Annotated in this window: 24 protein-coding genes; 8 read left to right on the forward strand and 16 right to left on the reverse strand. The window is 58.6% G+C overall.

Annotation, left to right across the window (positions count from 1 at the left end; all coding sequences use genetic code 11):
- The 11 genes from GSM73_RS02185 to rpmH form a co-directional block, all read right to left on the reverse strand.
- Positions 1–393: FoF1 ATP synthase subunit a (locus tag GSM73_RS02185; protein ID WP_256676654.1), on the reverse strand; the 393-nt coding region annotated here is incomplete at its 3' end.
- A gap of 16 nt (positions 394–409) precedes the next feature.
- A complete protein-coding gene (locus GSM73_RS02190) occupies positions 410–817 on the reverse strand; it encodes a F0F1 ATP synthase subunit I (RefSeq protein ID WP_047230099.1) in 408 nt (135 codons plus the stop codon).
- 148 nt (positions 818–965) lie between these two features.
- Complete coding sequence (locus GSM73_RS02195) at positions 966–1,838, reverse strand: ParB/RepB/Spo0J family partition protein (protein ID WP_003207098.1); 873 nt, start codon at positions 1,836–1,838, stop codon at positions 966–968.
- A gap of 9 nt (positions 1,839–1,847) precedes the next feature.
- Positions 1,848–2,645 carry a ParA family protein gene (locus GSM73_RS02200; protein WP_003187199.1) on the reverse strand — a complete coding sequence of 266 codons (798 nt, stop codon included), beginning with the start codon at positions 2,643–2,645 and terminating at the stop codon, positions 1,848–1,850.
- A gap of 18 nt (positions 2,646–2,663) precedes the next feature.
- Positions 2,664–3,299, reverse strand: coding sequence for a 16S rRNA (guanine(527)-N(7))-methyltransferase RsmG (gene rsmG / locus GSM73_RS02205; RefSeq protein ID WP_171061291.1), 636 nt, complete (start codon positions 3,297–3,299; stop codon positions 2,664–2,666).
- Between the two features lie 5 nt (positions 3,300–3,304).
- Positions 3,305–5,197, reverse strand: a complete 1,893-nt coding sequence (gene mnmG, locus GSM73_RS02210; RefSeq protein ID WP_160891447.1) for a tRNA uridine-5-carboxymethylaminomethyl(34) synthesis enzyme MnmG — start codon at positions 5,195–5,197, stop codon at positions 3,305–3,307.
- Between the two features lie 558 nt (positions 5,198–5,755).
- Entirely contained in the window at positions 5,756–7,126 is a 1,371-nt protein-coding gene (gene mnmE, locus GSM73_RS02215) for a tRNA uridine-5-carboxymethylaminomethyl(34) synthesis GTPase MnmE (RefSeq protein ID WP_107323176.1), read from the reverse strand.
- 79 nt (positions 7,127–7,205) lie between these two features.
- On the reverse strand, positions 7,206–8,888 hold the full coding sequence (gene yidC / locus GSM73_RS02220; RefSeq protein ID WP_047230103.1) for a membrane protein insertase YidC: 1,683 nt from the start codon (positions 8,886–8,888) through the stop codon (positions 7,206–7,208).
- Positions 8,889–8,890: 2 nt separating this feature from the next.
- Positions 8,891–9,136, reverse strand: coding sequence for a membrane protein insertion efficiency factor YidD (yidD, locus tag GSM73_RS02225; RefSeq protein ID WP_010465488.1), 246 nt, complete (start codon positions 9,134–9,136; stop codon positions 8,891–8,893).
- The gene (gene rnpA / locus GSM73_RS02230; protein ID WP_047230119.1) at positions 9,129–9,533 is read right to left on the reverse strand and encodes a ribonuclease P protein component; all 405 of its coding nucleotides are present in this window, start codon (positions 9,531–9,533) and stop codon (positions 9,129–9,131) included. The genes yidD and rnpA overlap by 8 nt, the downstream gene beginning before the upstream one ends.
- 16 nt (positions 9,534–9,549) lie before the next feature.
- The gene (gene rpmH / locus GSM73_RS02235) at positions 9,550–9,684 is read right to left on the reverse strand and encodes a 50S ribosomal protein L34 (protein WP_003213577.1); all 135 of its coding nucleotides are present in this window, start codon (positions 9,682–9,684) and stop codon (positions 9,550–9,552) included.
- Between the two features lie 569 nt (positions 9,685–10,253).
- Between rpmH and dnaA the strand changes: the two genes are divergently transcribed.
- Genes dnaA through gyrB form a run of 4 tightly spaced genes read left to right on the forward strand, consistent with a single transcriptional unit; the run spans position 10,254 to position 16,452 of the window.
- Positions 10,254–11,774, forward strand: coding sequence for a chromosomal replication initiator protein DnaA (gene dnaA, locus GSM73_RS02240; protein ID WP_047230104.1), 1,521 nt, complete (start codon positions 10,254–10,256; stop codon positions 11,772–11,774).
- 39 nt (positions 11,775–11,813) lie between these two features.
- The gene (gene dnaN / locus GSM73_RS02245) at positions 11,814–12,917 is read left to right on the forward strand and encodes a DNA polymerase III subunit beta (RefSeq protein WP_007903001.1); all 1,104 of its coding nucleotides are present in this window, start codon (positions 11,814–11,816) and stop codon (positions 12,915–12,917) included.
- A gap of 8 nt (positions 12,918–12,925) precedes the next feature.
- Positions 12,926–14,029, forward strand: a complete 1,104-nt coding sequence (gene recF / locus GSM73_RS02250; protein ID WP_047230105.1) for a DNA replication/repair protein RecF — start codon at positions 12,926–12,928, stop codon at positions 14,027–14,029.
- A 5-nt stretch (positions 14,030–14,034) separates the two neighbouring features.
- The gene (gyrB, locus tag GSM73_RS02255) at positions 14,035–16,452 is read left to right on the forward strand and encodes a DNA topoisomerase (ATP-hydrolyzing) subunit B (protein WP_047230120.1); all 2,418 of its coding nucleotides are present in this window, start codon (positions 14,035–14,037) and stop codon (positions 16,450–16,452) included.
- 69 nt (positions 16,453–16,521) lie between these two features.
- Here the strand turns inward: gyrB and GSM73_RS02260 are convergent, their stop codons facing one another.
- Positions 16,522–17,256: a response regulator transcription factor gene (locus GSM73_RS02260; protein WP_076386511.1), complete on the reverse strand. Its 735-nt coding sequence runs from the start codon at positions 17,254–17,256 to the stop codon at positions 16,522–16,524.
- Positions 17,257–17,537: 281 nt separating this feature from the next.
- Between GSM73_RS02260 and GSM73_RS02265 the strand changes: the two genes are divergently transcribed.
- Positions 17,538–19,055, forward strand: a complete 1,518-nt coding sequence (locus GSM73_RS02265; RefSeq protein ID WP_107323178.1) for a HAMP domain-containing sensor histidine kinase — start codon at positions 17,538–17,540, stop codon at positions 19,053–19,055.
- Positions 19,056–19,221: 166 nt separating this feature from the next.
- On the opposite strand, the gene GSM73_RS02270 is transcribed toward GSM73_RS02265, so the two are convergent.
- From GSM73_RS02270 to glyQ, 4 genes are all read right to left on the reverse strand, one after another.
- Complete coding sequence (locus GSM73_RS02270) at positions 19,222–20,001, reverse strand: 1-acyl-sn-glycerol-3-phosphate acyltransferase (RefSeq protein WP_047230107.1); 780 nt, start codon at positions 19,999–20,001, stop codon at positions 19,222–19,224.
- 80 nt (positions 20,002–20,081) lie between these two features.
- Complete coding sequence (gene gmhB, locus GSM73_RS02275) at positions 20,082–20,621, reverse strand: D-glycero-beta-D-manno-heptose 1,7-bisphosphate 7-phosphatase (protein ID WP_171061292.1); 540 nt, start codon at positions 20,619–20,621, stop codon at positions 20,082–20,084.
- Positions 20,622–20,625: 4 nt separating this feature from the next.
- Positions 20,626–22,680 (reverse strand): glycine--tRNA ligase subunit beta, encoded by a 2,055-nt coding sequence (gene glyS, locus GSM73_RS02280; RefSeq protein ID WP_047230109.1) that lies wholly within the window; start codon positions 22,678–22,680, stop codon positions 20,626–20,628.
- On the reverse strand, positions 22,677–23,630 hold the full coding sequence (glyQ, locus tag GSM73_RS02285; protein ID WP_022641565.1) for a glycine--tRNA ligase subunit alpha: 954 nt from the start codon (positions 23,628–23,630) through the stop codon (positions 22,677–22,679). The genes glyS and glyQ overlap by 4 nt, the downstream gene beginning before the upstream one ends.
- 81 nt (positions 23,631–23,711) lie before the next feature.
- Between glyQ and tag the strand changes: the two genes are divergently transcribed.
- From tag to GSM73_RS02300, 3 genes are all read left to right on the forward strand, one after another.
- Positions 23,712–24,269, forward strand: a complete 558-nt coding sequence (tag, locus tag GSM73_RS02290; RefSeq protein ID WP_047230110.1) for a DNA-3-methyladenine glycosylase I — start codon at positions 23,712–23,714, stop codon at positions 24,267–24,269.
- Between the two features lie 42 nt (positions 24,270–24,311).
- The gene (locus tag GSM73_RS02295) at positions 24,312–25,199 is read left to right on the forward strand and encodes a lysophospholipid acyltransferase (protein WP_047230111.1); all 888 of its coding nucleotides are present in this window, start codon (positions 24,312–24,314) and stop codon (positions 25,197–25,199) included.
- A 408-nt stretch (positions 25,200–25,607) separates the two neighbouring features.
- Positions 25,608–25,961, forward strand: a complete 354-nt coding sequence (locus GSM73_RS02300) for a VOC family protein (RefSeq protein WP_047230112.1) — start codon at positions 25,608–25,610, stop codon at positions 25,959–25,961.
- Positions 25,962–25,995 lie beyond the last annotated feature (34 nt).

A 25,995-nucleotide genomic window follows, 5' to 3' on the forward strand; every position in this document is an offset into this window, starting at 1 on the left:
CTGAGGAATCCAGTCGACCGGTACCAGGTCGATGGCGTTCATCAGGAACACCCAGACGAAGATGGTCAGTGCCAGCGGTGCGATCACCGGGCTACGGCCATGGAAGCTGTCTTTCACGCTGCCATCGACGAATTCGACCAATACTTCAACGAAGTTCTGCAGTGCACCAGGCTGACCGGAAGTCGCCTTCTTCGCCGCCATGCGGAAAAGAAGCACGAAGATCAGACCCAGTGCGACCGACCAGCCGAGCGTATCGACGTGGAAGGCCCAGAAGCCCATTTCCTTGGCTTCTGCTGCGGTGTGAGCAAAGCCCCAGCCGCCATTGGGTAGCTGCCCGAAGGTCAGGTTCTGCAAGTGGTGCTGGATATAGCCCGAAGCGGTTGTCTCTGCCATGGTTGCCTCAAACGCCCTAAGGTCTCGAAAGTCTTGTTCTCATTAGCAGGGGAGCGAACCAGCTAACCAGTTGGGTCAGCACGAAGACGCTGAATACAGCCAGCGGCGCCAGTGGCTTCACACCTGCGAACGTCAATGCAAACAGCACTGCCGTCAAAATCAGTTTCCCCGCCTCACCGGCATAAAAAGACCGGACGATGGCTTGGGCTGCTCGGGCGCCGGAAAACCGAAATGCCCTATGAGCGAAATAAATATTGGGAAGCAAGGCTATCAGGCCTCCGCAAAGCCCTGAGTATCCGGCGACGACTCCCTTCCATTGCCAGAGCGCCAAAGCAGCGATCAGTACAACGACGAATTGGGTCATCAACACCGGGAAAACAGCCAGACGATGGAACGGCAAGCGGTTTGGCGTGCGTGTTTCCATCGCTTTTGCTCTCCAATGATCGGCCGCCATAATTCAATAACTTGGCATAATTTGTGCCGACAAAATGCGCGCAGAGTATAGGGGCGGTTCTGCCCCTATTCAACTGCCAGGTAGTGATTTCCGACTGCGCGCTACAAGAGCAATTGTTTCAGCGAATGTGCGCAAGGACACCTTGCAGCTCATCGAGGGAGTTATAACCGATCACCAATTGCCCTTTGCCCTTCTTGCCGTGGCGAATCTGCACCGCAGAGCCTAGGCGCTCGGCCAGGCGCTGTTCCAGGCGTGCGATATCCGGATCGGTTTTCGGTGCTTCGACAGGTGCCGGTTTACCACTGAGCCACTGACGAACCAGTGCCTCGGTTTGGCGCACAGTCAGGCCTCGTGCGACAACATGTCGCGCCCCTTCAACCTGTTGATTTTCCGGCAAACCGAGCAACGCCCGGGCATGCCCCATTTCCAGATCACCATGGGATAGCATGGTCTTGATGACTTCCGGCAAGGCAATCAGGCGCAACAGGTTGGCCACGGTCACGCGGGACTTGCCCACCGCCTCGGCGACCTGCTGTTGAGTCAGCTGGAACTCCTGCTGCAAACGCTGCAGGGCCACAGCCTCTTCGATCGGGTTGAGGTCTTCGCGCTGGATATTCTCGATCAGCGCCATGGCGATGGCGGTTTCATCCGGTACATCGCGGACCATCGCCGGAATGGTTTCCTGACCCGCCTGCTGGCTGGCACGCCAGCGGCGTTCGCCGGCGATGATCTCGAAGCGCCCGTTGGCGATCGGCCGAACCACGATCGGCTGCATCACGCCCTGGCTCTTGATCGACTGGGCCAGCTCTTCCAGTGCCTGCGGATCCATGTCCCGACGCGGCTGATACTTGCCGCGCTGGATCAGGTCCAGGGGCAAGTGTTGCAGCTCGCGCTGATCGACTTGTACGGCCTGCTCTTCCAGCGAACTGACAGTGGGGCCACTGAGCAGTGCATCCAGTCCACGTCCGAGACCTCGTTTCTTGACGGCCATGGGGTTTCCTTAAGTTGGCTGGGCAGCAGCGGTGCGTGGGTTTCGGCGCTGGCGGCGAACCATCTCGCCCGCCAGGGCCAGGTAGGCCAGCGCGCCTCGGGATTGTTTGTCGTAGGCCAGGGCCGGCATGCCGTAGCTCGGCGCTTCGGCCAAACGGATGTTACGGGGAATGACCGTATCGTAGAGCTGCTCGCCGAAGTGTTCCTTGAGCTGGGCGGATACGTCGTTCATCAGGCTCAGGCGCGGGTCATACATGGTCCGCAGCAGGCCCTCGACTTTCAGCTCCGGGTTCAGCAGTTCGGCAATGCGCTTGATGTTATCCACAAGGTCGCTCAACCCTTCGAGGGCAAAGTACTCGCACTGCATGGGAATAATCACCCCATCAGCGGCCACCAGGGCGTTGAGAGTCAGCATCGAAAGCGACGGTGGGCAGTCGATCAGGATGTAATCGTAATTTTCCCGAATCGGCGCCAAGGCGCTGCGCAGGCGGCTTTCCTTCATCTGCATTTCCAGCAGAACCACTTCGGCCGCCGTCAGGTCACGGTTGGCCGGCAGCAGTTGATAACCGCCGTGTTCGGAGAAATGCATGGCCTGGCCCAGATCGCATTCGCCGATCAGAACATCGTAAATGGAGTTTTCCAAGCCATGTTTATCCACACCGCTACCCATGGTGGCGTTGCCCTGTGGATCGAGATCGATCAGCAACACCCGGCGCTTGGTCGCGACCAGGGATGCTGCGAGGTTGATGCAGGTGGTGGTTTTACCCACACCACCCTTCTGGTTCGCTATCGCGAATACCTTAGCCATTGTTGCTTGTATTCCCAATCATGCCGTGCGGCGCAGTATCAGCAGATGGCGTTGGCCTTGGCAACCGGGTACGGCCAGGGCGTGTTCGCTATCGAGGTGGAAGTCTGCCGGCAATGCTACCAGCTCATCGGCCGGATGAACGCCCTTCATTGCCAGCCAGCGCGTATCGGCATCGCCCAGGTGGCGAGTCCAGTTGCTGAAGTTTTCCATGCTGCTGAACGCCCGGGAGATGATCCCGTTGAAAGGCTGGGCAGGCTGGAACGCTTCGACGCGGCTGTGGATAACTTGCAGGTTATCCAGTTTGAGTTCGAGTTTGACCTGGGTCAGGAAGCGGGTTTTCTTGCCGTTGCTGTCCAGGCAGGTCACTTGCGAGCCAGGAAACAGGATCGCCAGCGGGATACCCGGCATGCCACCGCCACTGCCGACATCGAGCCAGCGGCCGTCTTCGATGAAGGACATGACGCTGAGGCTGTCGAGCAGATGCCGCGAGACCATTTCATCCGGATCGCGCACCGCGGTCAGGTTGTAGGCCTTGTTCCATTTGATCAACAGGGCCAGATAGCCCAGCAACTGCGCGTGCTGGGCTTCGGTCAGGCTGACGCCGAGCTGACGGGCACCTGTGGATAACTCTTCGGCGTGTTGCGAGGTGACCATCGAACTCAAGCGCTTTGCTCCAACTGACGGCCCGCGCCGCGTTTTTTCAAATGAATCATCAACAGGGAAATGGCCGCCGGGGTCACGCCGGGAATGCGCGAAGCCTGGCCCAGGGTCTCGGGACGAGTTGCACCGAGCTTGCTCTGGATTTCCTTCGACAACCCGGAAATGCCGGTGTAATCGATATCCACAGGCAGTTTGGTGTCTTCACTGGCGCGCAGACGGGCGATCTCGTCTTGCTGACGGTCGATGTAACCGGCGTATTTGGTCTTGATCTCGACCTGCTCGGCCACCTGCGGATCTTCCGCACCCTGACCGGTCACTTCCACCAGCCCGGCATAATCGATTTCCGGGCGGCTCAACAAGTTGAGCAAGTTGTATTCGTGGGTCAGCGGTGTGCCGAATTTGGTCGCGATGGCATCGCCCTGCTCGGTACCAGGACGAACCCAAGTGCTTTTCAGGCGCTGTTCTTCCAGCTCGATACTCTCGCGTTTCTTGCAGAACGCGGCCCAGCGAACGTCATCGACCAGCCCCAGCTCGCGACCTTTCTCGGTCAGGCGCAGGTCAGCGTTGTCTTCACGCAGGATCAGACGATATTCGGCACGGGAGGTGAACATCCGATACGGTTCCTGGGTACCCAGCGTAATCAAATCATCCACAAGCACACCGATATACGCCTCATCGCGGCGCGGGCACCAGGCGTCTTTGCCCTGGGCGCGCAGCGCTGCGTTGGCACCAGCCAGCAGGCCTTGGGCACCGGCCTCTTCGTAACCGGTGGTGCCGTTGATTTGTCCGGCAAAGAACAGGCCGCCGATGACTTTGGTTTCCAGGCTGTACTTGAGGTCCCGCGGGTCGAAGTAATCGTATTCGATGGCATAGCCCGGACGAACGATGTGGGCGTTTTCCATGCCGCGAATCGATTGGACGATCTGCAGTTGCACGTCGAACGGCAGGGAAGTGGAAATCCCGTTCGGGTACAGCTCGTGCGTCGTCAGGCCTTCGGGTTCGATGAAGACCTGATGGCTTTCCTTGTCGGCAAACCGATGGATCTTGTCTTCGATCGATGGGCAATAACGCGGGCCGATACCTTCGATCACGCCGGAATACATGGGCGAGCGATCCAGGTTGGCGGCAATGATTTCGTGAGTGCGGGCATTGGTATGGGTGATCCAGCAGCTCACCTGTTTCGGGTGCTGCGCTTTGGAGCCCATGAACGACATGACCGGAATCGGCGTATCGCCCGGCTGCTCGGTCATCACCGAGAAATCCACAGAGCGGCCATCGATGCGCGGTGGCGTACCGGTTTTCAAGCGACCGACACGCAACGGCAACTCACGCAGGCGCTGAGCCAGTGCGATTGAGGGTGGATCACCTGCGCGACCGCCGGAATAGTTCTGCATGCCGATGTGGATAAGTCCACCGAGGAAGGTCCCGGTGGTCAGCACCACGGAATCAGCGAAGAAGCGCAGGCCCATCTGGGTCACAACACCACGCACCTGGTCCTGCTCGACGATCAGGTCATCGGCTGCCTGTTGAAATATCCACAGGTTCGGCTGGTTTTCCAGGATTTCGCGGACAGCGGCCTTGTACAGGACACGGTCGGCCTGGGCACGAGTAGCCCGCACGGCCGGGCCTTTACGGCTGTTCAATACACGAAACTGAATGCCACCTTTATCCGTGGCCATGGCCATCGCGCCACCGAGGGCATCGATTTCCTTGACCAGATGGCTTTTGCCAATCCCACCAATGGCGGGGTTGCAGCTCATGGCGCCGAGGGTTTCCACGTTATGCGTCAGCAACAGGGTTTTAGCCCCCATGCGTGCTGATGCAAGTGCTGCCTCGGTACCGGCATGACCGCCGCCGATGACGATCACTTCAAAACGGGAAGGGAAATCCACCACGCACCTCGTGCCTGCTTAATTCAGGTAATTCGGAAATAGGTTTGAGCCTGGCTTTGGGCGTTTTTCGAGCCAGGTCGGCAAGTATAGGGACTTCCCCTTTCCTAAAGAACCCTTTGCACAAAATTTAACCAGCTGTGGAGAAGTCGAGGTTAAAGAAATTAAAAAGAAAGAAATTTATAAAACCTTTGTTTTTATGTTTATTCTTACTGAGCCTCACTTCTGTGGATAAAGCTCTGAAGGCCTTTGTATTCAATATGTACAGAGATTCAAAACCCTGTGGTCAGGTGCGGCTGAGGGGCTTGGATAACCGGTGTAAGCCTGTGGATGAATGGGGTGGTTATCCACAGAGGTGGTTATCTTCAGTTTTGAAGGGGGTTTATCAACCGAGCTCAGGGCCAGTTATTCACAGGGCTTAATCCACAGGAAAACTGGTTTTTGATCCAGACACCGCCCACAGGCAAGCCGCCATGCAGGGCAATCGTTCCAGAAAAGGGAAAAAACCGGCTGCATGGACTCGTTGTAGGGTCGATAGCGGCCGGGTTCTTAAGGAATGGGTTATTTACCGATGCAGAAGCTGGAGAAGATTCGACCAAGCAGGTCATCAGAGCTGAAGGCCCCGGTAATTTCCCCGAGAGCTTGCTGGGCCTGACGTAAATCTTCGGCCAGTAGCTCACCGGCTCCGGCAAGGGTCAGTTGCGCGCGACCGTGCTCAAGCGCCGCGCTGGCATGGCGCAGCGCCTCAAGGTGCCGACGACGGGCGCTGAAGCTGCTTTCCGAAGTCTGCTCGTAACCCATGCAGGCCTTTAAATGTTCGCGCAGCAACTCCAGTCCCATATCCGCGGATTTCGCACTGAGGCTAATGGTGACGTGGCCATCAGCGCTGACCTCCAGGGTCACGGGTTCCCCGGTCAGGTCGGCCTTGTTTCGAATCAGCGTGACTTTCGAAGGGTCAGGCCGGGTTTCCAGAAACTCTGGCCACAAAGCGAAAGGATCATCCGCTTCCGGGGCCGTGGCATCGACCACCAACAACACGCGGTCAGCCTCGCCGATGGCTTTGAGCGCACGCTCCACGCCGATTTTTTCCACATGGTCGTCGGTATCCCGCAGGCCGGCCGTGTCGACCACATGCAGGGGCATGCCATCGATGTGGATATGTTCGCGCAGAATATCCCGGGTGGTGCCGGCGATCTCGGTGACAATCGCGGCCTCACGGCCTGCCAAGGCGTTGAGGAGGCTGGATTTGCCGGCATTTGGCCTTCCGGCGATCACCACCGTCATCCCATCGCGCAACAAAGCACCCTGCCCGGCTTCGCGCAGTACTGTGGATAACTCATCGCGGACCTTGTCGAGCATGCTGAGCACGTGACCATCGGCGAGAAAGTCGATCTCTTCCTCGGGAAAGTCGATCGCGGCCTCGACGTAGATCCGCAGGCCGATCAGTTGCTCGGTGAGGTTATGCACACGCTGGGAAAAAGCGCCCTGCAGGGATCGCAAGGCATTGCGCGCGGCCTGTGCGGAACTGGCTTCGATCAGATCAGCAATGGCTTCGGCCTGGGCCAGGTCGAGCTTGTCATTGAGGAATGCGCGTTCGCTGAACTCGCCTGGTCGCGCAAGACGACACCCCAGTTCGAGGCAACGCTTGAGCAACATGTCCAGGACGATCGGACCACCATGGCCTTGCAGTTCCAGCACATCTTCGCCGGTGAACGAGTTGGGACCAGGAAAATACAAAGCCAGGCCTTCATCGAGCACCTGCTGGTCATCACTGAAAAAAGGGCCGTAGTGAGCAAACCGCGGTTTGAGTTCTCGACCGCTGATGGCCTTTGCCGCGACGCTGGCCAACGGTCCCGAAATACGGACGATGCCGACTCCGCCGCGACCTTGGGCAGTGGCAACGGCGGCGATGGTTTCACGAGGTGCGCTCATAAACCGGTATCCAGACAAAAGTGGCAGATAGCAAAACGCCCCACTAGGGGGCGTTTTGTGTGGTTATCCACAGAGCAAGTTACGCCTCGGCTTTTTTCGTAGCCGCTTCGATCTTACGCGTGATGTACCACTGCTGGGTAATCGACAACACGTTGTTCACAACCCAGTACAGCACCAGGCCCGCAGGGAACCACAGGAAGAAGAAGGTGAAGATGATCGGCATCATCTTCATGACCTTCGCCTGCATAGGGTCCGGAGGCGTTGGGTTCAGCTGCTGCTGAATGAACATGGTCGCGCCCATGATGATCGGCAGGATGAAGAACGGATCCTTGATCGACAGGTCGGTAATCCACAGCATGAACGGTGCCTGGCGCATCTCGACGCTTTCCAGCAGCACCCAGTACAGCGCCAGGAACACAGGCATCTGGACAAGAATCGGCAAGCAACCACCCAACGGGTTGATCTTCTCTTTCTTGTACAGCTCCATCATGGCCTGGGACATTTTCTGCCGGTCATCGCCATGTTGTTCTTTCAGGGCGGCCAGTTTCGGTGCCACTGCGCGCATGCGAGCCATGGATTTGTAGCTGGCTGCCGACAATGGGAAGAAGATCCCCTTGATCAGCATGGTCAGGAAGATGATCGACCAGCCCCAGTTACCGACGATGCTGTGGATATGTTGCAGCAGCCAGAAGATTGGCTGGGCAATGAACCACAGGAACCCGTAGTCCACGGTCAGTTCCAGACCTGGGGACAACTCTTTCAACACCGCTTGGCTTTTTGGACCGGCATACAGAATCGCGCTGGTCTCGACTTTTGCACCTGGTGCAGCGGTCAATGCCGGGCCGGTATAACCGACGATGTAGTTGCCTTTGCTGTCTTTACGCGTCTGGACGACGTTGTTCTCGCCTTTCTGCGGGATCCAGGCGGTGACAAAATAGTGCTGCAACCAGGCAACCCAGCCACCTTGTACGGTTTCCTTGAGCTGCGCCTTGTCCATGTCTTTCATGGACACTTTCTTGTACGGCTCCGAACTTGTCCACAGGGCAGCGCCCAGGTAAGTCGCGGTACCGGTGGCGGTGCTGGAGGAAGGATCATCGCTGGCGTCACGCTTGAGCTGCGCGAACATCGCACCAGACCAGGGCTGTGCGCTCTGGTTGTCGATCAGATAGGAAACAGTCACGTCATACAGGCCACGTTTCAAAGTGAAACGCTTGATGTAATTGACGCCGTCCTTGCTGAACTTCAGGTCCACGACCAATTGGTCCTGACCGTCAGCCAGTTGATAAGTCTTCTTCTCGGAGGAGTAAACCGGGCGGCCGGCCGGGTTTGCATCCGGGCCGTTGGTGCCGATCAGACCACTTTGGGCCAGATAGGTCCGCTCATTGCCGTTATCGAACAACTGGAATGGAATTTCCGGATGGTCCTGGCGGCGCGGATACAACGGCAGCTTCAACTGAGCGACGTCACCACCTTGTGGATCGATTGCCAGCTCAAGCACGTCAGTCTTGATCTGGATCAGATCCTTGCTTGCAGCCACAGGGGCTTCGGCAGGAGCAGTGGTATCGTTTGCCGCGCGGGGGATGTCGTCATTACTGGCGGTGCTATTGCCAGTCGTGGTGTCCGGCAAGCTCGGTGCGGTATTGCTGGCTGCAACATTCTGAGTCGGCAGGGCAGCCTGGCCATAGTCCTGGTTCCATTTAAGAACCATTACGTAGGACACGATTGCCAGGGCGACGATCAGGATCGTGCGTTTGATATCCATGATTACTCGGCCATCGAAGAAGAACGGGAGGTAGGGATAGGCGGAACCGGGTCATAACCGCCGGGATTCCACGGATGACAGCGACCTAAACGACGAAAGGTCAGCCAGCCACCGCGCAGAAGGCCATGATTTTCTATGGCTTCATACGCGTAGCAAGAACAACTGGGGTAGAAACGACAGTGACTGGCCATCAGGGGACTAATGGCGTAGCGATAAAACTGGATCGGAACGAGTGCCAGTTTACGCATCGGGACTGTCTACCCCTACAGTTTCGGTGTTGACTGCTGGCGGTGCTGGCTTGTTACGAGCCAAGCGCTTCCAGAGTTTGCCGAAATGCTGAATCAATTCGGGGTTTTCTACGTCACCCAAACCTTTGCGCGCGACGATAACAATGTCCCAACCGACCAGAGAATCCTGGTTCAGGCGAAACGATTCGCGCATCAGACGTTTGAGGCGATTGCGCTGAACGGAGAGCTTGACGCTCTTTTTCCCGATAACCAGCCCTAGTCGGGGGTGATCAAGATCGTTGCTGCGCGCAAGGAGCAGGAGATTTTTCCCCGGAACCTTGCCGGTAGGGGAGTCAAAGACTGCCTTGAAATGCCGGGGTGTAAGCAGACGCTTTTCCCGACTGAAGTCCTGACTCACCTCCAGTGCCGGATTATCAAACTGCCAGACGCGCACGACCTTTGGCGCGACGACGCGACAGGACGGCACGACCGTTCTTGGTAGCCATGCGAGCACGGAAACCGTGGGTACGAGCGCGTTTGATAGTGCTTGGTTGGAAAGTACGTTTCATGTCGTGTTACCTGGGTTCGTCCACAACGGGCCGGAATGGCCCCCGTTTTAAGAGACCGGGGATTCTAGAGAAAGCAAGCCTCTAGGTCAATTTCCAACCAGCGTTTACTTCAAATAGATATCGCGCCTGGATAGCGGCTTCATCGCAGGACTCCAGATATAGAAATAAAAAGAAGGGAATTATTTAAAGCTTTTCTGTAAAGCTTATAAAAGCAAGGCTGGCACCTATCTGTGGATAACCATGCCTAGGCCTTGTAGTCCGCCATGTACAGAGAATGACAACTACAGGGGAAAGCGGTGTTCAGCCTGTGCTGCGCTGTCGGATAAGCTGTGTGTGGAATGGCTACTTATCCACAGGGAGGTTATCCACCGACTTCAACCCCCACTTGTGCAACGACCTCACGGGCGGTTATCCACAGAGCTTATCCACCGACCGCCTGTCGTCTTGCTCGTTGTTAAGGCATTGATAAATCATGGTGGATGAGCAACCTGCATGTGGATAAGTGGGCGTCCGCTCGCTACAATGGCCGCTTGTTTTTGCCTCACCGGCTTTCAACTTAGGGGATATCCGTGTCAGTGGAACTTTGGCAGCAGTGCGTGGAGCTTTTGCGCGATGAGCTGCCTGCCCAACAATTCAACACTTGGATCCGTCCGCTACAGGTCGAAGCCGAAGGCGACGAGTTGCGCGTCTATGCACCGAACCGTTTCGTTCTTGACTGGGTCAACGAAAAGTACCTGGGACGGGTCATGGAACTGCTCGATGAGCATGGCAATGGCATGGCGCCTGCGCTGTCCTTATTAATAGGCAGCAAACGCAGCTCTGCGCCGCGCGCCGCCCCCAACGCCCCGTTGGCCGCTGCGGCCTCCCAGGCCCAGGCTGTCGCGGCGCCGGTTAACCATGCCGCACCGGCCCCCACGCCGGCACCGAGCAAGCGTAATGCACAAAAAGTGGCCGAGGTCAGCGAAGAGCCCTCGCGGGACAGCTTCGACCCAATGGCCGGCGCCAGCTCCCAACAAGCTCCGGTACGCGCCGAACAGCGCACCGTCCAGGTCGAAGGCGCGCTCAAGCACACCAGTTACCTGAACCGCACCTTTACCTTTGAGAACTTCGTTGAGGGCAAGTCCAACCAACTGGCGCGAGCGGCAGCCTGGCAGGTCGCGGACAACCCCAAGCATGGCTACAACCCACTCTTCCTTTATGGTGGCGTAGGCTTGGGTAAAACCCACTTGATGCACGCGGTGGGTAACCACCTATTAAAGAAGAACCCGAATGCCAAGGTCGTGTACCTGCATTCCGAGCGTTTCGTGGCCGACATGGTCAAGGCGCTGCAGCTGAACGCGATCAACGAGTTCAAGCGCTTCTACCGTTCGGTGGACGCCTTGCTGATCGACGATATTCAGTTCTTCGCCCGCAAGGAGCGTTCCCAGGAAGAGTTTTTCCACACCTTCAACGCATTGCTTGAAGGCGGGCAGCAGGTCATTCTTACCAGTGACCGCTACCCGAAAGAAATCGAAGGTCTGGAAGAACGTCTCAAGTCGCGTTTTGGCTGGGGCCTGACGGTTGCCGTCGAGCCGCCGGAGCTGGAAACCCGGGTGGCGATCCTGATGAAGAAGGCTGATCAGGCCAAGGTCGAACTGCCTCACGATGCCGCATTCTTCATTGCCCAGCGTATCCGCTCGAACGTCCGTGAGCTCGAAGGCGCCCTCAAGCGGGTCATCGCTCATTCGCACTTCATGGGCCGCGACATCACCATCGAGTTGATTCGCGAGTCCTTGAAGGATTTGTTAGCGCTCCAGGACAAGCTGGTTTCTGTGGATAACATTCAGCGCACTGTCGCTGAATACTACAAAATCAAGATATCCGACCTGCTGTCCAAACGCCGATCGCGTTCGGTGGCTCGCCCGCGTCAGGTGGCGATGGCCTTGTCCAAGGAGCTGACCAACCACAGTCTGCCGGAAATTGGCGATGTGTTTGGCGGACGCGACCACACCACGGTGTTGCACGCCTGTCGTAAGATCAACGAACTTAAGGAATCCGACGCGGACATCCGCGAGGACTACAAGAACCTGCTGCGAACACTGACCACTTGATGACCACCAGCGCAGCTTATTAAGGCAAGGGACTAGACCATGCATTTCACCATTCAACGCGAAGCCCTGTTGAAACCCCTGCAACTGGTCGCAGGCGTCGTCGAACGCCGCCAGACCTTGCCGGTACTTTCCAACGTGCTGCTGGTTGTCGAAGGCCAGCAATTGTCGCTGACCGGTACCGACCTGGAAGTCGAGCTGGTCGGTCGTGTACAGCTTGAAGAACCGGCCGATCCAGGTTCCATCACCGTGCCGGCGCGCAAGCTGATGGACATCTGCAAAAGCCTGCCCAACGATGCGCTGATCGACATCAAGGTCGATGAGCAGAAGCTCGTGGTCAAGGCCGGTCGCAGCCGTTTCACCTTGTCGACGCTGCCGGCCAACGACTTCCCGACGGTGGAAGAAGGCCCAGGCTCGCTGACCTGCAGCCTCGAGCAAAGCAAATTGCGCCGTTTGATCGAACGCACCAGCTTCGCCATGGCGCAGCAGGACGTGCGTTACTACCTCAACGGCATGCTCCTGGAAGTGTCCGCCGGTATCATCCGCGCCGTCGCCACCGACGGTCACCGTCTGGCCATGTGCTCGATGCAGGCCGATATCGGTCAGCCAGACCGCCACCAAGTCATCGTCCCGCGCAAAGGTATCCTGGAGCTCGCGCGCCTACTGACCGAGCCGGACGGCAATGTCAGTATCGTGTTGGGCCAGCACCATATCCGCGCCACCACGGGTGAGTTCACCTTCACCTCGAAGCTGGTGGACGGCAAATTCCCTGACTACGAGCGCGTGCTGCCCAAAGGCGGTGACAAACTGGTCTTGGGTGACCGCCAGGCGCTGCGCGAGGCGTTCAGCCGTACCGCGATCCTGTCCAACGAGAAGTACCGCGGCATTCGTCTGCAATTGGCCAACGGTCAGCTGAAAATCCAGGCGAACAACCCGGAGCAGGAAGAGGCGGAAGAAGAAGTGGGCGTTGAATACAACGGCGGCTCTCTGGAAATCGGCTTCAACGTCAGCTACCTGCTCGACGTACTGGGCGTGATGACCACTGAGCAAGTGCGTCTGATCCTGTCGGACTCCAACAGCAGTGCGCTGGTGCAGGAATCCGATAACGACGACTCGGCCTACGTTGTCATGCCGATGCGTCTGTAATCAGCTAGATGTCCTTAAGTCGCGTCTCGGTCACCGCGGTGCGCAATCTGCACCCGGTGACCTTCTCCCCTTCCCCCCGCATCAATATCCTTTACGGCGCTAACGGCAGCGGCAAAACCAGTGTTCTGGAAGCTGTTCACCTGCTGGGGCTTGCTCGTTCGTTTCGTAGCACCCGTCTGTTACCGGTCATCCAATACGATCAGTTGGCCTGCACCGTGTTCGGACAGGTGGAGTTGGCGCAAGGCGGTCACAGTGCCTTGGGGATATCACGGGACCGGCAAGGCGAATTCCAGATCCGCATCGATGGGCAGAATGCCCGCAGCGCCGCGCAACTGGCGGAGATCCTGCCGTTGCAGTTGATCAACCCGGACAGTTTCCGTTTGCTGGAAGGCGCGCCGAAGATTCGTCGACAGTTTCTCGACTGGGGCGTGTTCCACGTGGAACCGCGGTTCATGGCCACTTGGCAGCGCTTGCAGAAGGCGCTGCGCCAGCGAAATTCCTGGCTGCGGCATGGTACACTTGACGCCGTTTCGCAAGCGGTTTGGGACAGGGAACTGTGCCAGGCCAGCGCTGAAATAGATGAATACCGCCGCGCTTACATCAAAGCCTTGAAACCGGTCTTCGAGCAGACCTTGAGCGAACTGGTTGAGCTTGAGGGCCTGACGCTCAGCTATTACCGAGGCTGGGACAAGGACCGGGAACTGAGCACCGTACTGGCTGGCTCGCTGCAGCGGGACCAGCAGATGGGCCATACCCAGGCTGGACCGCAACGCGCTGACTTGCGCCTTAGATTGGGCGCACATAATGCCGCGGACATCTTGTCCCGGGGGCAGCAGAAGTTGGTGGTGTGTGCATTGCGTATTGCCCAGGGCCATTTGGTCAGCCAGGCTCGACGCGGTCAGTGTATTTATCTGGTGGATGACTTGCCGTCCGAATTGGACGAAGCCCACCGCCGCGCACTCTGCCGCTTGCTGGAAGACTTACGCTGCCAGGTTTTTATCACCTGTGTAGATCACGAATTATTGAGGGAAGGCTGGCAGACGGAAACGCCAGTCGCTCTGTTCCACGTGGAACAGGGCCGTATCACCCAGACCCACGACCATCGGGAGTGAAGGCATTGAGCGAAGAAAATACGTACGACTCAACGAGCATTAAAGTGCTGAAAGGCCTGGATGCCGTACGCAAACGTCCCGGTATGTACATTGGTGACACCGACGATGGCAGCGGTCTGCACCACATGGTGTTCGAGGTGGTCGACAACTCCATCGACGAAGCCCTCGCCGGTCATTGCGATGACATCAGCATCATCATCCACCCGGATGAGTCCATCACTGTTCGTGACAACGGTCGTGGCATCCCGGTAGACGTACACAAAGAAGAAGGCGTTTCCGCAGCCGAGGTCATCATGACCGTGCTGCACGCCGGCGGTAAGTTCGATGACAACTCCTACAAGGTTTCCGGCGGTCTGCACGGCGTAGGTGTATCGGTCGTGAACGCACTGTCCGAAGAGCTTGTTCTTACCGTTCGCCGCAGTGGCAAGATCTGGGAACAAACCTACGTCCACGGTGTGCCTCAGGCGCCAATGGCGATCGTAGGCGACAGCGAAACCACCGGCACCCAGATTCACTTCAAGGCTTCCAGCGAAACCTTCAAGAACATCCACTTCAGCTGGGACATCCTGGCCAAGCGGATTCGTGAACTGTCCTTCCTCAACTCCGGTGTCGGTATCGTCCTCAAGGACGAGCGCAGCGGCAAGGAAGAGCTGTTCAAGTACGAAGGGGGCCTGCGTGCATTCGTTGAATACCTGAATACCAACAAGACTGCGGTCAATCAGGTGTTCCACTTCAACGTCCAGCGCGAAGATGGCATCGGCGTGGAAATCGCCCTGCAGTGGAACGACAGCTTCAACGAGAACCTGTTGTGCTTCACCAACAACATTCCACAGCGCGATGGCGGTACTCACCTGGTGGGTTTCCGTTCGGCGCTGACCCGTAACCTGAACAACTACATCGAACAGGAAGGCCTGGCGAAGAAGCATAAAGTCGCCACCACCGGTGACGATGCCCGTGAAGGCCTGACGGCGATCATTTCGGTGAAAGTGCCGGATCCGAAGTTCAGTTCCCAGACCAAGGACAAGCTGGTTTCTTCCGAAGTGAAGACCGCGGTCGAACAGGAAATGGGCAAATACTTCTCCGACTTCCTGCTGGAAAACCCCAACGAAGCCAAGCTGGTGGTCGGCAAGATGATCGACGCCGCCCGTGCCCGTGAAGCAGCGCGCAAGGCCCGTGAGATGACCCGCCGCAAAGGCGCGCTGGACATCGCCGGTTTGCCGGGCAAGCTGGCCGACTGCCAGGAAAAAGACCCTGCCTTGTCCGAACTGTACCTCGTGGAAGGTGACTCTGCTGGCGGTTCCGCCAAGCAGGGCCGCAACCGCCGCACCCAGGCCATCCTGCCGCTCAAGGGCAAGATCCTGAACGTCGAGAAGGCGCGCTTCGACAAGATGATCTCCTCCCAGGAAGTCGGCACGCTCATCACTGCGCTGGGCTGTGGCATCGGCCGCGATGAGTACAACATCGACAAGCTGCGTTATCACAACATCATCATCATGACCGACGCCGACGTCGACGGTTCGCACATCCGCACCCTGTTGCTGACGTTCTTCTTCCGTCAGTTGCCGGAGCTGATCGAGCGCGGCTACATCTATATCGCCCAGCCTCCGCTGTACAAGGTCAAGAAAGGCAAGCAAGAGCAATACATCAAAGACGACGACGCCATGGAAGAGTACATGACGCAGTCGGCCCTGGAAGATGCGAGCCTGCACCTGAACGAAGAGGCCCCAGGCATTTCCGGCGAAGCCCTTGAGCGCCTGGTCAACGACTTCCGCCTGGTGATGAAGACTCTCAAGCGCCTGTCGCGCCTGTACCCACAGGAGCTGACCGAGCACTTCATCTACCTGCCGGCTGTCAGCATGGAACAGCTGTCCGATCACGCTGCGATGCAGGATTGGCTGGCCCAGTACGAAGTTCGTCTGCGCACCGTAGAGAAGTCTGGCCTGGTGTACAAAGCCAGCCTGCGTGAAGACCGTGAGCGTAACGTCTGGCTGCCAGAGGTCGAACTGATCTCCCACGGCCTGTCCAACTACGTCACTTTCAACCGCGACTTCTTCGGCAGCAACGACTACAAGACTGTCGTCTCCCTGGGCGCGCAACTGAGCACCCTGCTGGACGAAGGCGCGTACATCCAGCGTGGTGAGCGCAAGAAAGCCGTTACCGAGTTCAAGGAAGCCCTTGAGTGGCTGATGGCCGAAAGCACCAAGCGCCACACCATCCAGCGCTATAAAGGTCTGGGTGAAATGAACCCGGACCAGCTGTGGGAAACCACCATGGACCCAGGCTCGCGCCGGATGCTGAAAGTCACCATCGAAGACGCCATCGGCGCGGACCAGATCTTCAACACCCTGATGGGTGATGCGGTCGAGCCTCGTCGTGACTTCATCGAAAGCAATGCGTTGGCGGTGTCTAACCTGGATTTCTGATCCACAGCCACCCTGCCCCAACGAAAAAGGCCAACGCATATGCGTTGGCCTTTTTTTCGCCCGTTGGCCCTAACTCGCCACCGAAGCCTCACTCCCCGCCGCCACACTCTCCAACCGATACCCATACCCATAAATCGTCAGCAACTGCCAACCTCGATCCGCCGTCAGCCCGAGTTTGTTGCGCAGACGGTAGATGTGGGTGTCGAGCGGGCGCGACGAGGTCATTTCCTCGTGGGTCCAGAAGCGCTCGTAGAAATACTCCCGGGACAGTGGACGGCCCAGGTTGGCGAACAGGCAGCGGGCCAGGCGGTATTCCCGTTCGGTCAGGCTGATGGGGATACCGGCGCGGGTGACGGTCAGTTCGGCGTCGTCGAATTCCAGGTCGTTGAATACCAGCACGTCGCTGGCTGGAGCACGTTGCAGGTTATGGCGTCGCAATACGGCTGTGACCCGGGCCTTGAGTTCGTTAGGCCTGAAGGGCTTGCTCACGTAGTCGTCGGCCCCGGCGTTGAGGGCCTGGACCACATCGTGCTCGCCGTCGCGGCTGGTGAGCATGATGGCGGCCGGGGGCGAGTCCATGTGCTCCCGCGTCCAGCGCAGCAGCGACAACCCGCTGATGTCGGGCAATTGCCAGTCGAGGATCAACAGGTCGAAGGTTTCCCGGCGCAGCTGCCGCAACAGGTCTTCGCCGCGCTCAAAACTGTGCAAGGTCCAGGCTTGCTCGCCCCTGCCGGGGATTTGTTGCAGTGTCTGTTCCACCCGGCGCAGCTCGGCCGGTTCGTCATCCAGTATGGCGACACGCATGGGATGCGATTCCTTGATCTCGAGAGTAACGGACATCATCAGGGTGGCCTGCAATCTGAACAAATATTCCACTTGCCCGATGTAACCTCGGCGGGCCGATAAGTTGTCGGGTTGCAGGTCCCCTGTCGCTGGCAGTGACAATACCGGCTCATGACGCGCAGGGAAAGGTAGCAGCGCGCCACCTATCGAGTCCGCTATAGTCTTTGGTCTTCAGCCTGCTGGGGCGACACGCGACCCCCCATGAAAAAAATCCCCCGTTCCTATGTTCTGTCAGGGTGCTTATGAGCAACCAGCGTCGTCGTGAAAGCCGTGAACCGACCCAAGTCCAACGCATGTTTCGCCAATTGGTACGGGAATGGTTGTGGATAAGTCTTCTTCTATTACCGCTCACCGCGTTGTTGTCGTTCAGTACCCAGCCAACACGCCACGGGCCAGAAGCGGCGTTGTTGTCGGTGTTTGTGGTCGCTGTTGTGCTGGGGTTGCTATTGCTGCGCCCTCGCCTGGCGCTGTGGACGACAGTGGGTGGCATGAGCATGGCCCTGCTGATCAGTGTCGTACTTGCGGCTGAAGGTTGGTGGTGGTCGCCCATGGCGAGCGTGCTGGGCATCGTGTTTGGCTATCTGATCTGGAATTGGCGGCGGCTGAGCGTGGTGCTGGCCTACTTTGGCTGGGAACTGGCGCGCCTGGATGCGGAGCCCAAGGTGTTCCCCGAACGGCGTCGTGCGCCCTACACGGGCAGCGACCGCTTGCAGGGCCAGATCATGGCCCTGGAGCAAGCCATGGGGAGAACCCGGGACACCCGTCGCTTTATTGCCGATGGCCTCGAATACCTGCCGGTGGCAACAATGATCAGCGATCCCCAAGGCAAGATATTGCTGGGTAACCGCAAAGCGCGTGATCTCTTCGGCCATGGCTTGGCGGGGGGCGATGTATTGGAGCATCTCGCGCAGCTGGGTTACCCAGGACTGGAGCGCGGGGTGCCTCACCGATTATCCACATTGCCCCTGGTGGAGTTTCGCGACAGCCGGGAGCGCAGCCTGCGTCTGGAACGAGCCCCGCTATTGCCGGTTGATGGTGAGGCGCCGATAGGCTGGTTACTGAGCCTCATCGACCTGAGCGCGGAGCGCGAAGCCGAAGAGCAGCGCAGCGTCATGCTGCGTTTTTTGTCCCATGATTTGCGCGCGCCCCACTCGGCGATCCTGGCCCTGCTGGATGTGCAGCGGCATCAGAACGGAGCGAATAATCCGCTCTTCGATCAGATCGAGCGGCAGGTGCGTCGCGCCTTGGAATTGACCGACGGCTTTGTGCAACTGGCCAAGGCCGAGTCTGAGGCGTATCAATTCCAACCGACGCTGTTCGCCATGTTGGTCCTGGATGTACTTGACCAGGCGCTGCCCATCGCCCAGGCAAAACGCATCCAGTTGATTCATGAAATAGAGGATGAAGAGGCGATGGTGAGCGCGGATCAATCATTGCTGACCCGTGCCCTGTTCAATCTGCTGGAAAATGCCATCAAGTACAGCCCGCCCGACGCCTGCATTTCCCTGCAGGTTCATTGCACGTCGGGTTGGTTGACCTGCAACGTCGCCGACCAGGGCAAGGGCATCAGCGCCGAAGAACTACCGGACCTGTTCAGCCAGTATCGACGGTTTTCCTCGGCTCACGGTGTGGATGGCATTGGCTTGGGACTGTCGATGGTCAAGGCCGTGGTGGACCATCATGAGGGGAAAATCGAATGCCATAGCGTGGTAGGCAAAGGCACGACGTTCAGCCTGCGATTCCCGTTGTTGGCGGAGTAAAGATCGTCCGAACGGGGCCCGAGCCTTCGGACGATCTTGGTGCTATAAAAAACTTATGCACCTGTCGGCGGCTTTTATGTTTTTATGAAATATGTATTAAAAACAAATACATAAAACAGAAAAGTTACGAATTTTGAAAAAACGGTGCACAGGTTATCCACAGATATCAAACAGCGGCTTGTTCCGTGGGCACTTCCGCGACAGGACCGGGTGGAAGCGAACCCATCTCCCGTTGGGTCTGTTCGTTCCAGGTTTGTACGCGTTCATTGAGCTCGGCAATGGCGCGGGGCCCGCTACCTTCGGCATACATGGGCTTGCCGATCACCACGGTGATGACGCCCGGTGTCCGGAGCCAGCCACCCTTGGGCCAGAACTTGCCGGCATTGTGTGCAATCGGCAGCACCGGCAGGTCAGCGTTTACCGCCAATGCGCTGCCACTGCGGGAGAATTTGCCGATCGTCCCGTAGGGAACACGGGTACCTTCTGGAAAGATCAAAACCCAAACCTTGTCCTTGAGTAGCTCATCACCTTTTTTCGCCACTTGCTTGAGAGCAACCTTGGGGTTGTCCCGGTCAATGGCGATGGGGCGCAGCATTGCCATGGCCCAGCCGAAGAAAGGTACGAACAGCAGCTCACGTTTGAGCACTTGGCTCAGGGGCTCGAAGTAAGCCGAAAGGAAGAAAGTCTCCCAGGTGCTCTGGTGGTTGGACTGGATCACGCACGGCCGCTCAGGCACGTTTTCGGCGCCTTTTACTTCATACCGTATCCCCAGAAAAACCTTGCTCAGCCACAGCGCGCAACGGCACCAGTACACATTGATAAAACGGTAGCGCGTCCTGAACGACATGAAAGGCGCTACAAAAAAACTCAACGTGCACCACAACAACGAACTGGTGCCCAGCAGCAGGTAAAAGAGAAAGGTTCTGATGGCCTGCAATATCGACATAGCGGCATTTACCGTTGCGGGCAGTGCCCGACTGTTTAAGCGCTTCCCGAACAGTCCTTGATCAGGATGTCTTGGGAGCTCTAATTGTGGATAAGTTCAGCGGCAATCGCCGCCAAGTCTTCAAAAATCAGGGTGCCCACCGGCAGGGTCTTGCCCAGAGTCTTCTCGCCTTTGCCGGTCTTTACCAAAACGGGCTGACAATCGACGGCCTTGGCCGCCTCCAGGTCACCCAGGCTGTCGCCGACGAACCACACTCCCGCCAGCGTTACATCGTAGTGAGCGGCAATGGTTTTCAACATGCCCGGCTTGGGCTTGCGGCAATCACAACCTTCGTCCGGCCCGTGCGGGCAGTAGACGATCAGCCCGACTTCACCGCCCTGCTCGGCCACCAATGCGCGCAAGCGCTCATGCATGGCCTCAAGGACCGCGAGGTCGTAGTAACCGCGGGCAATGCCCGACTGGTTGGTGGCAACCGCCACCGTCCAGCCGGCCTTGCTCAACTGCGCGATGGCTTCGATCGAACCGGGGAGCGGCAACCACTCCTCCACCGATTTGATATAAGCGTCGGAGTCGTGGTTGATCACTCCGTCCCGATCGAGAATCAGCAGTTTCAACAGCAGCCCCTCAACCCAGCATGGAAATGTCGGCAATATTGAGGAACAGGCCCCGCAGGCGCGCCAGCAGTGCATAGCGATTCTTGCGAACATCTTCGTTGTCCGCATTCACCATCACGGCTTCAAAGAACGCATCGACAGGATCGCGCAGTGCTGCCAGGCGTGCCAGCGCTTCGGCATACTCGCGCTTTTCCATCAGCGGTTGCACGGACGTAGACGCCTGCTGGATAGCCGAGTTGAGTGAGAACTCCACGGCGTTATCAAAGTACCGCGCCTCAGGTACGGCGAAAATTGTAGGCTCGGCCTTGCTCAGCAGATTCGACACCCGCTTGTTCACCGCCGCCAGCGCTGCTGCTTCCGGCAGTTGGCGGAAAGCCTGCACCGCTTGGACGCGCTGGTCGAAGTCCAGGGCCGAACCGGGCTTGAGGGCACGCACCGACAGATAGGTGGCGACATCGACGCCTTCGTCTTCATAACGCGCACGCAGGCGGTCGAAGATGAATTCCAGCACCGCGTCGGCCAGACCGGCAGACTTGACCTTGCTGCCGAACGCATTGACGGCGAACGCCACAGCGTCGTTCAGGTCCAGGTCCAGTTGCTTGTCGATCAGGATCCGCAGCACACCCAACGCCGCGCGACGCAGGGCGTACGGGTCTTTGCTGCCGGTAGGCAACATGCCGATGCCGAAGATACCCACCAGGGTGTCGAGCTTGTCGGCGATGGCCACGGCCGCACCGGTCAGGGTGGTCGGCAGTTCAGCGCCGGCACCGCGGGGCATGTACTGCTCGTTCAGCGCCAGGGCCACGTCTTGCGGCTCGCCGTCGTTGAGGGCGTAGTAGTAACCGGCGACACCTTGCATCTCCGGGAACTCACCGACCATTTCGGTGGACAGGTCGCACTTGGACAGGATGCCGGCACGGGCGGCGCGCTGGGCGTCGCCGCCAATGCGTGGAGCGATGAAAGCAGCCAGTTTCGAAACGCGCTCGGCCTTGTCGTAGACGCTGCCGAGTTTTTCCTGGAACACCACGTTCTGCAGGCGTTCGTTGAAGCTTTCCAGCGGTTGCTTCTTGTCCTGCTTGAAGAAGAACTCGGCGTCCGTCAGGCGCGGGCGAACGACTTTCTCGTTACCGGCGATGATCTGCTGCGGGTCCTTGCTTTCGATGTTGGCGACGGTGATGAAGCGCGGCAGCAACTTGCCTTCAGCGTCCAGCAGGCAGAAATACTTCTGGTTGTCCTGCATGGTGGTGATAAGCGCTTCCTGCGGCACTTCAAGGAAACGTTCCTCGAACGAGCACACCAGCGGCACTGGCCATTCCACCAGCGCGGTCACTTCGTCCAGCAGACTTGGCGGCACGATGGCGGTGCCTTCCTGCTGGGTGGCCAACTCTTCGGTGCGCTTGCTGATCAGTTCGCGACGCTCGTTGGCGTCAGCCAATACGTAGGCGGAACGCAGGTCGGCCAGGTAATTGGCCGGCGAGGTGATGCGCACGCTCTGCGGATGATGGAAGCGGTGACCGCGGGAATCGCGACCGGCCTTCTGGGCCAGGATCGTGCAGTCGATGACTTGGTCACCGAGCAGCATCACCAGCCATTGGGTCGGACGCACGAACTCTTCCTTGCGCGCGGCCCAGCGCATGCGCTTGGGAATCGGCAGGTCGTTCAGGGAATCTTCGACGATGGTCGGCAACAGGCTGGCGGTCGGCTTGCCCTTGATGCTCTGGCTGTAGCGCAGCTTCGGCCCGCTCTGGTCGATTTCGCTCAGGTCCACGCCACATTTCTTGGCGAAACCGAGGGCGGCTTGGGTTGGGTTGCCGTCGGCATCGAACGCGGCCTGGCGTGGCGGGCCGTCGAGGTTGATGCTGCGGTCCGGCTGCTGGGTCGCCAGGGCGGTGATCAGCACGGCCAAACGACGCGGTGCGGCGTAGACATGCTTGGCTTCGAAGTTCAGGCCAGCGGCTTGCAGGCCTTTCTCGATACCGGCCAGGAACGCATCGGCCAGGGTGTTCAGGGCTTTGGGTGGCAGTTCTTCGGTGCCCAGTTCAACCAGAAAATCTTGAGCACTCATTGTGCAGCCTCCAGCTTAGCCAACACTTCATCACGCAAATCCGGGGTCGCCATCGGGAAGCCCAGCTTGGCACGGGCCAGCAGGTAGGCTTGCGCAACGGAACGCGCCAGGGTGCGTACACGCAGGATGTATTGCTGGCGCGCAGTCACGGAAATCGCCCGGCGTGCGTCCAGCAGGTTGAAGGTATGGGACGCCTTCAACACCATTTCGTAGCTCGGCAACGGCAGCGGCTGGTCCAGCTCGATCAGGCGCTTGGCTTCGCTTTCATAGAAATCGAACAGCTCGAACAGCTTGTCGACGTTGGCGTGTTCGAAGTTGTAGGTCGATTGCTCCACTTCGTTCTGGTGGAACACGTCGCCGTAGGTCACTTTGCCGAACGGGCCGTCGGCCCATACCAGGTCGTAGACCGAGTCCACGCCTTGCAGGTACATGGCCAGGCGTTCCAGGCCATAGGTGATTTCGCCGGTCACCGGGTAGCATTCGATGCCACCCGCTTGCTGGAAGTAAGTGAACTGGGTCACTTCCATGCCGTTGAGCCAGACTTCCCAGCCCAGGCCCCAGGCGCCCAGGGTTGGCGATTCCCAGTTGTCTTCAACGAAACGAATGTCGTGCACCAGCGGGTCGAGGCCGACGTGCTTGAGCGAGCCCAAGTACAGCTCCTGGAAGTTTTCCGGGTTCGGTTTCAGGACCACCTGGAACTGGTAGTAGTGCTGCAGACGGTTCGGGTTTTCGCCGTAGCGGCCGTCAGTCGGGCGGCGGCTGGGCTGCACATAAGCGGCGTTCCAGGTTTCCGGGCCGATGGCACGCAGAAACGTGGCAGTGTGGAAAGTGCCGGCGCCTACTTCCATATCGTAGGGCTGAAGTACCACGCAACCTTGCTCGGCCCAGTATTGCTGGAGGGCGAGGATCAAGTCTTGGAAGGTACGCACGGCTGGCGTAGGCTGGCTCACGAAATTCACCTGTTTCTTGGGCTGCGATTTAAAGAGCGGGAGTATACCCGATTCGTTCGTGCGCACGCCCCCTGGAGCCTTATGCCACGCTGCTTTTGGTGTTCTGACGATCCTTTGTACATGGCTTATCACGATCAGGAGTGGGGCACGCCGCTGCGCGATGCGCAGGGTTTGTTCGAGTTGCTTTTGCTCGAAGGGTTCCAGGCCGGGCTGTCCTGGATCACCGTTTTGCGCAAACGCGAGCGCTACCGGCAGGTGCTGTTCGGCTTTGACGTGCAGCGCGTGGCGCAGATGAGCGATGCAGAAATCGACGAGCTGATGCTCGACCCCGGCATCATCCGCAACCGCCTCAAGCTCAATGCGGCCCGGCGCAATGCCCAAGCCTGGCTGGCCCTGGAGGATCCGGTGGCGTTCCTCTGGTCGTTCGTGGACGGCAAGCCGGTCATCAACCACTTCAAGGACCGCTCCGAAGTGCCGGCCATCACGCCCCAGGCCGTGCAGATGAGCAAGGGCCTGGAAAAAGCCGGCTTCACCTTTGTCGGGCCGACCATTTGTTACGCCTTGATGCAGGCCTCGGGAATGGTCATGGACCACACCCAGGACTGCGACCGCTACGCGGAGCTGGCAAACGGCGGTTAGAATAGCCGGCTCGCAACACGCCCATGAATTCAGGAGTGACCTGTGGATAAGTTGAAAGGCGCCTTGCTGGTCGGCGCTCTGCGGTTGTTTGCGATGCTGCCTTGGCGCGCGGTGCAGGCGTCGGGTTCGGCCATCGGCTGGCTCATGTGGAAGCTGCCCAATCGTTCCCGCGACGTGGTGCGGATCAACCTCGCCAAGTGTTTCCCCGAGATGGACCCGGCCGAGCGCGAACGCCTGGTGGGCCAAAGCCTCAAGGACATCGGCAAATCCCTGACCGAAAGCGCCTGCGCTTGGATCTGGCCGGCCCAGCGCTCCATCGACCTGGTGCGGGAAGTCGAAGGCCTGGACGTATTAAAAGAAGCGCTCGCTTCCGGCAAAGGCGTGGTGGGCATCACCAGCCACCTGGGCAACTGGGAAGTGCTCAACCACTTCTATTGCAGCCAGTGCAAACCGATCATTTTCTACCGTCCGCCCAAGCTTAAAGCGGTGGATGAATTGCTGCGCAAACAGCGCGTGCAACTGGGCAACAAAGTCGCGGCGTCGACTAAGGAAGGTATCCTCAGCGTCATCAAAGAGGTCCGAAAGGGCGGTCAAGTGGGCATTCCCGCCGACCCGGAACCGGCCGAGTCTGCCGGCATCTTCGTCCCCTTCTTTGCCACCCAGGCCCTGACCAGCAAGTTCGTACCGAACATGCTCGCCGGTGGCAAGGCCGTCGGCGTATTCCTCCACGCCCTGCGCCTGCCGGACGGCTCCGGCTACAAAGTCATCCTCGAAGCCGCCCCAGACGCCATGTACAGCACCGACACCGAAACCGCCTGCGCCGCCATGAGCCAGGTGGTGGAGCGTTATGTACGGGCCTACCCGAGCCAGTACATGTGGAGCATGAAACGCTTCAAAAAACGCCCGCCAGGTGAGGCGCGGTGGTACTGAAGGCCTGTTGCTGCATATGAGTGACACAGGGATTTGTGGTGAATGCAGGATATGCGAACACCCAAGAACCCCTGTGGGAGCCGAGCTTGCTCGCGATGACGGCGGCCCATTCAACATCAGTGCAAGCTGACCCACCGCTATGGCGAGCAAGCTCAGCTCCCACGGGGATTTGTGATGGATGCGATATCTGTGAACAACCCGGAAAAACTGTGGGAGCGAGCCTGACAGACAACACATATCCAACCGAACGGCTCACCCTGTGGCGAGGGAGCTAGCTCCCGCTGGGCTGCGCAGCAGCCCCAACCAAGCTGACACATTCTTTCAGGCAAACAGAGGTCTATTTTTCCAAGCACAGTGCGGGCTGAATGTCCTAAGCTCGCCTATCCCCAATCAGCCAAGGACGCGTCAATGGGCATTCGAGGTAATGACCGCCAGATCGACAACATCGAGCTCAATGTCAGCGATATCGCCCGAAGCAAAGCCTTCTATGCGAGCGCATTCGGCTGGAGTTTCGTCGACTACGGCCCGACCTACACCGAATTCAGCGACGGTCGTCTGACCGGTGGCTTCACGACCGGTGAACCTGTGCGCCCAGGCGGCCCGTTAATCATCCTGTACGCGGATGACCTTGAAGGCACCCAACTCAGACTCGAGGCCGCAGGGGCGATCATCAGCCGTGAAGTGTTCGCTTTCCCTGGCGGCCGACGTTTCCACTTTATCGATCCGGATGGCTATGAGCTGGCGGTGTGGTCGGCTTCCTGATGGCTGATTGATCACGAGGAGGCGCAAAGCCTCA

Origin of the sequence: Pseudomonas sp. PICF6 (assembly GCF_009831705.1) — a bacterium.
Lineage (GTDB): Bacteria > Pseudomonadota > Gammaproteobacteria > Pseudomonadales > Pseudomonadaceae > Aquipseudomonas > Aquipseudomonas rhizophila.

Excerpts from the sequence above, each read along its gene's own strand:
- GSM73_RS02190 (WP_047230099.1), bottom strand. The coding sequence starts at position 817 with ATGGAAACACGCACGCCAAACCGCTTGCCGTTCCATCGTCTGGCTGTT.
- GSM73_RS02195 (WP_003207098.1), bottom strand. The coding sequence starts at position 1,838 with ATGGCCGTCAAGAAACGAGGTCTCGGACGTGGACTGGATGCACTGCTC.
- GSM73_RS02200 (WP_003187199.1), bottom strand. The coding sequence starts at position 2,645 with ATGGCTAAGGTATTCGCGATAGCGAACCAGAAGGGTGGTGTGGGTAAA.
- rsmG (WP_171061291.1), bottom strand. The coding sequence starts at position 3,299 with ATGGTCACCTCGCAACACGCCGAAGAGTTATCCACAGGTGCCCGTCAG.
- mnmE (WP_107323176.1), bottom strand. The coding sequence starts at position 7,126 with ATGAGCGCACCTCGTGAAACCATCGCCGCCGTTGCCACTGCCCAAGGT.
- yidC (WP_047230103.1), bottom strand. The coding sequence starts at position 8,888 with ATGGATATCAAACGCACGATCCTGATCGTCGCCCTGGCAATCGTGTCC.
- yidD (WP_010465488.1), bottom strand. The coding sequence starts at position 9,136 with ATGCGTAAACTGGCACTCGTTCCGATCCAGTTTTATCGCTACGCCATT.
- rpmH (WP_003213577.1), bottom strand. The coding sequence starts at position 9,684 with ATGAAACGTACTTTCCAACCAAGCACTATCAAACGCGCTCGTACCCAC.
- dnaN (WP_007903001.1), top strand. The coding sequence starts at position 11,814 with ATGCATTTCACCATTCAACGCGAAGCCCTGTTGAAACCCCTGCAACTG.
- recF (WP_047230105.1), top strand. The coding sequence starts at position 12,926 with ATGTCCTTAAGTCGCGTCTCGGTCACCGCGGTGCGCAATCTGCACCCG.
- GSM73_RS02260 (WP_076386511.1), bottom strand. The coding sequence starts at position 17,256 with ATGCGTGTCGCCATACTGGATGACGAACCGGCCGAGCTGCGCCGGGTG.
- GSM73_RS02265 (WP_107323178.1), top strand. The coding sequence starts at position 17,538 with ATGAGCAACCAGCGTCGTCGTGAAAGCCGTGAACCGACCCAAGTCCAA.
- GSM73_RS02270 (WP_047230107.1), bottom strand. The coding sequence starts at position 20,001 with ATGTCGATATTGCAGGCCATCAGAACCTTTCTCTTTTACCTGCTGCTG.
- glyS (WP_047230109.1), bottom strand. The coding sequence starts at position 22,680 with ATGAGTGCTCAAGATTTTCTGGTTGAACTGGGCACCGAAGAACTGCCA.
- tag (WP_047230110.1), top strand. The coding sequence starts at position 23,712 with ATGCCACGCTGCTTTTGGTGTTCTGACGATCCTTTGTACATGGCTTAT.
- GSM73_RS02300 (WP_047230112.1), top strand. The coding sequence starts at position 25,608 with ATGGGCATTCGAGGTAATGACCGCCAGATCGACAACATCGAGCTCAAT.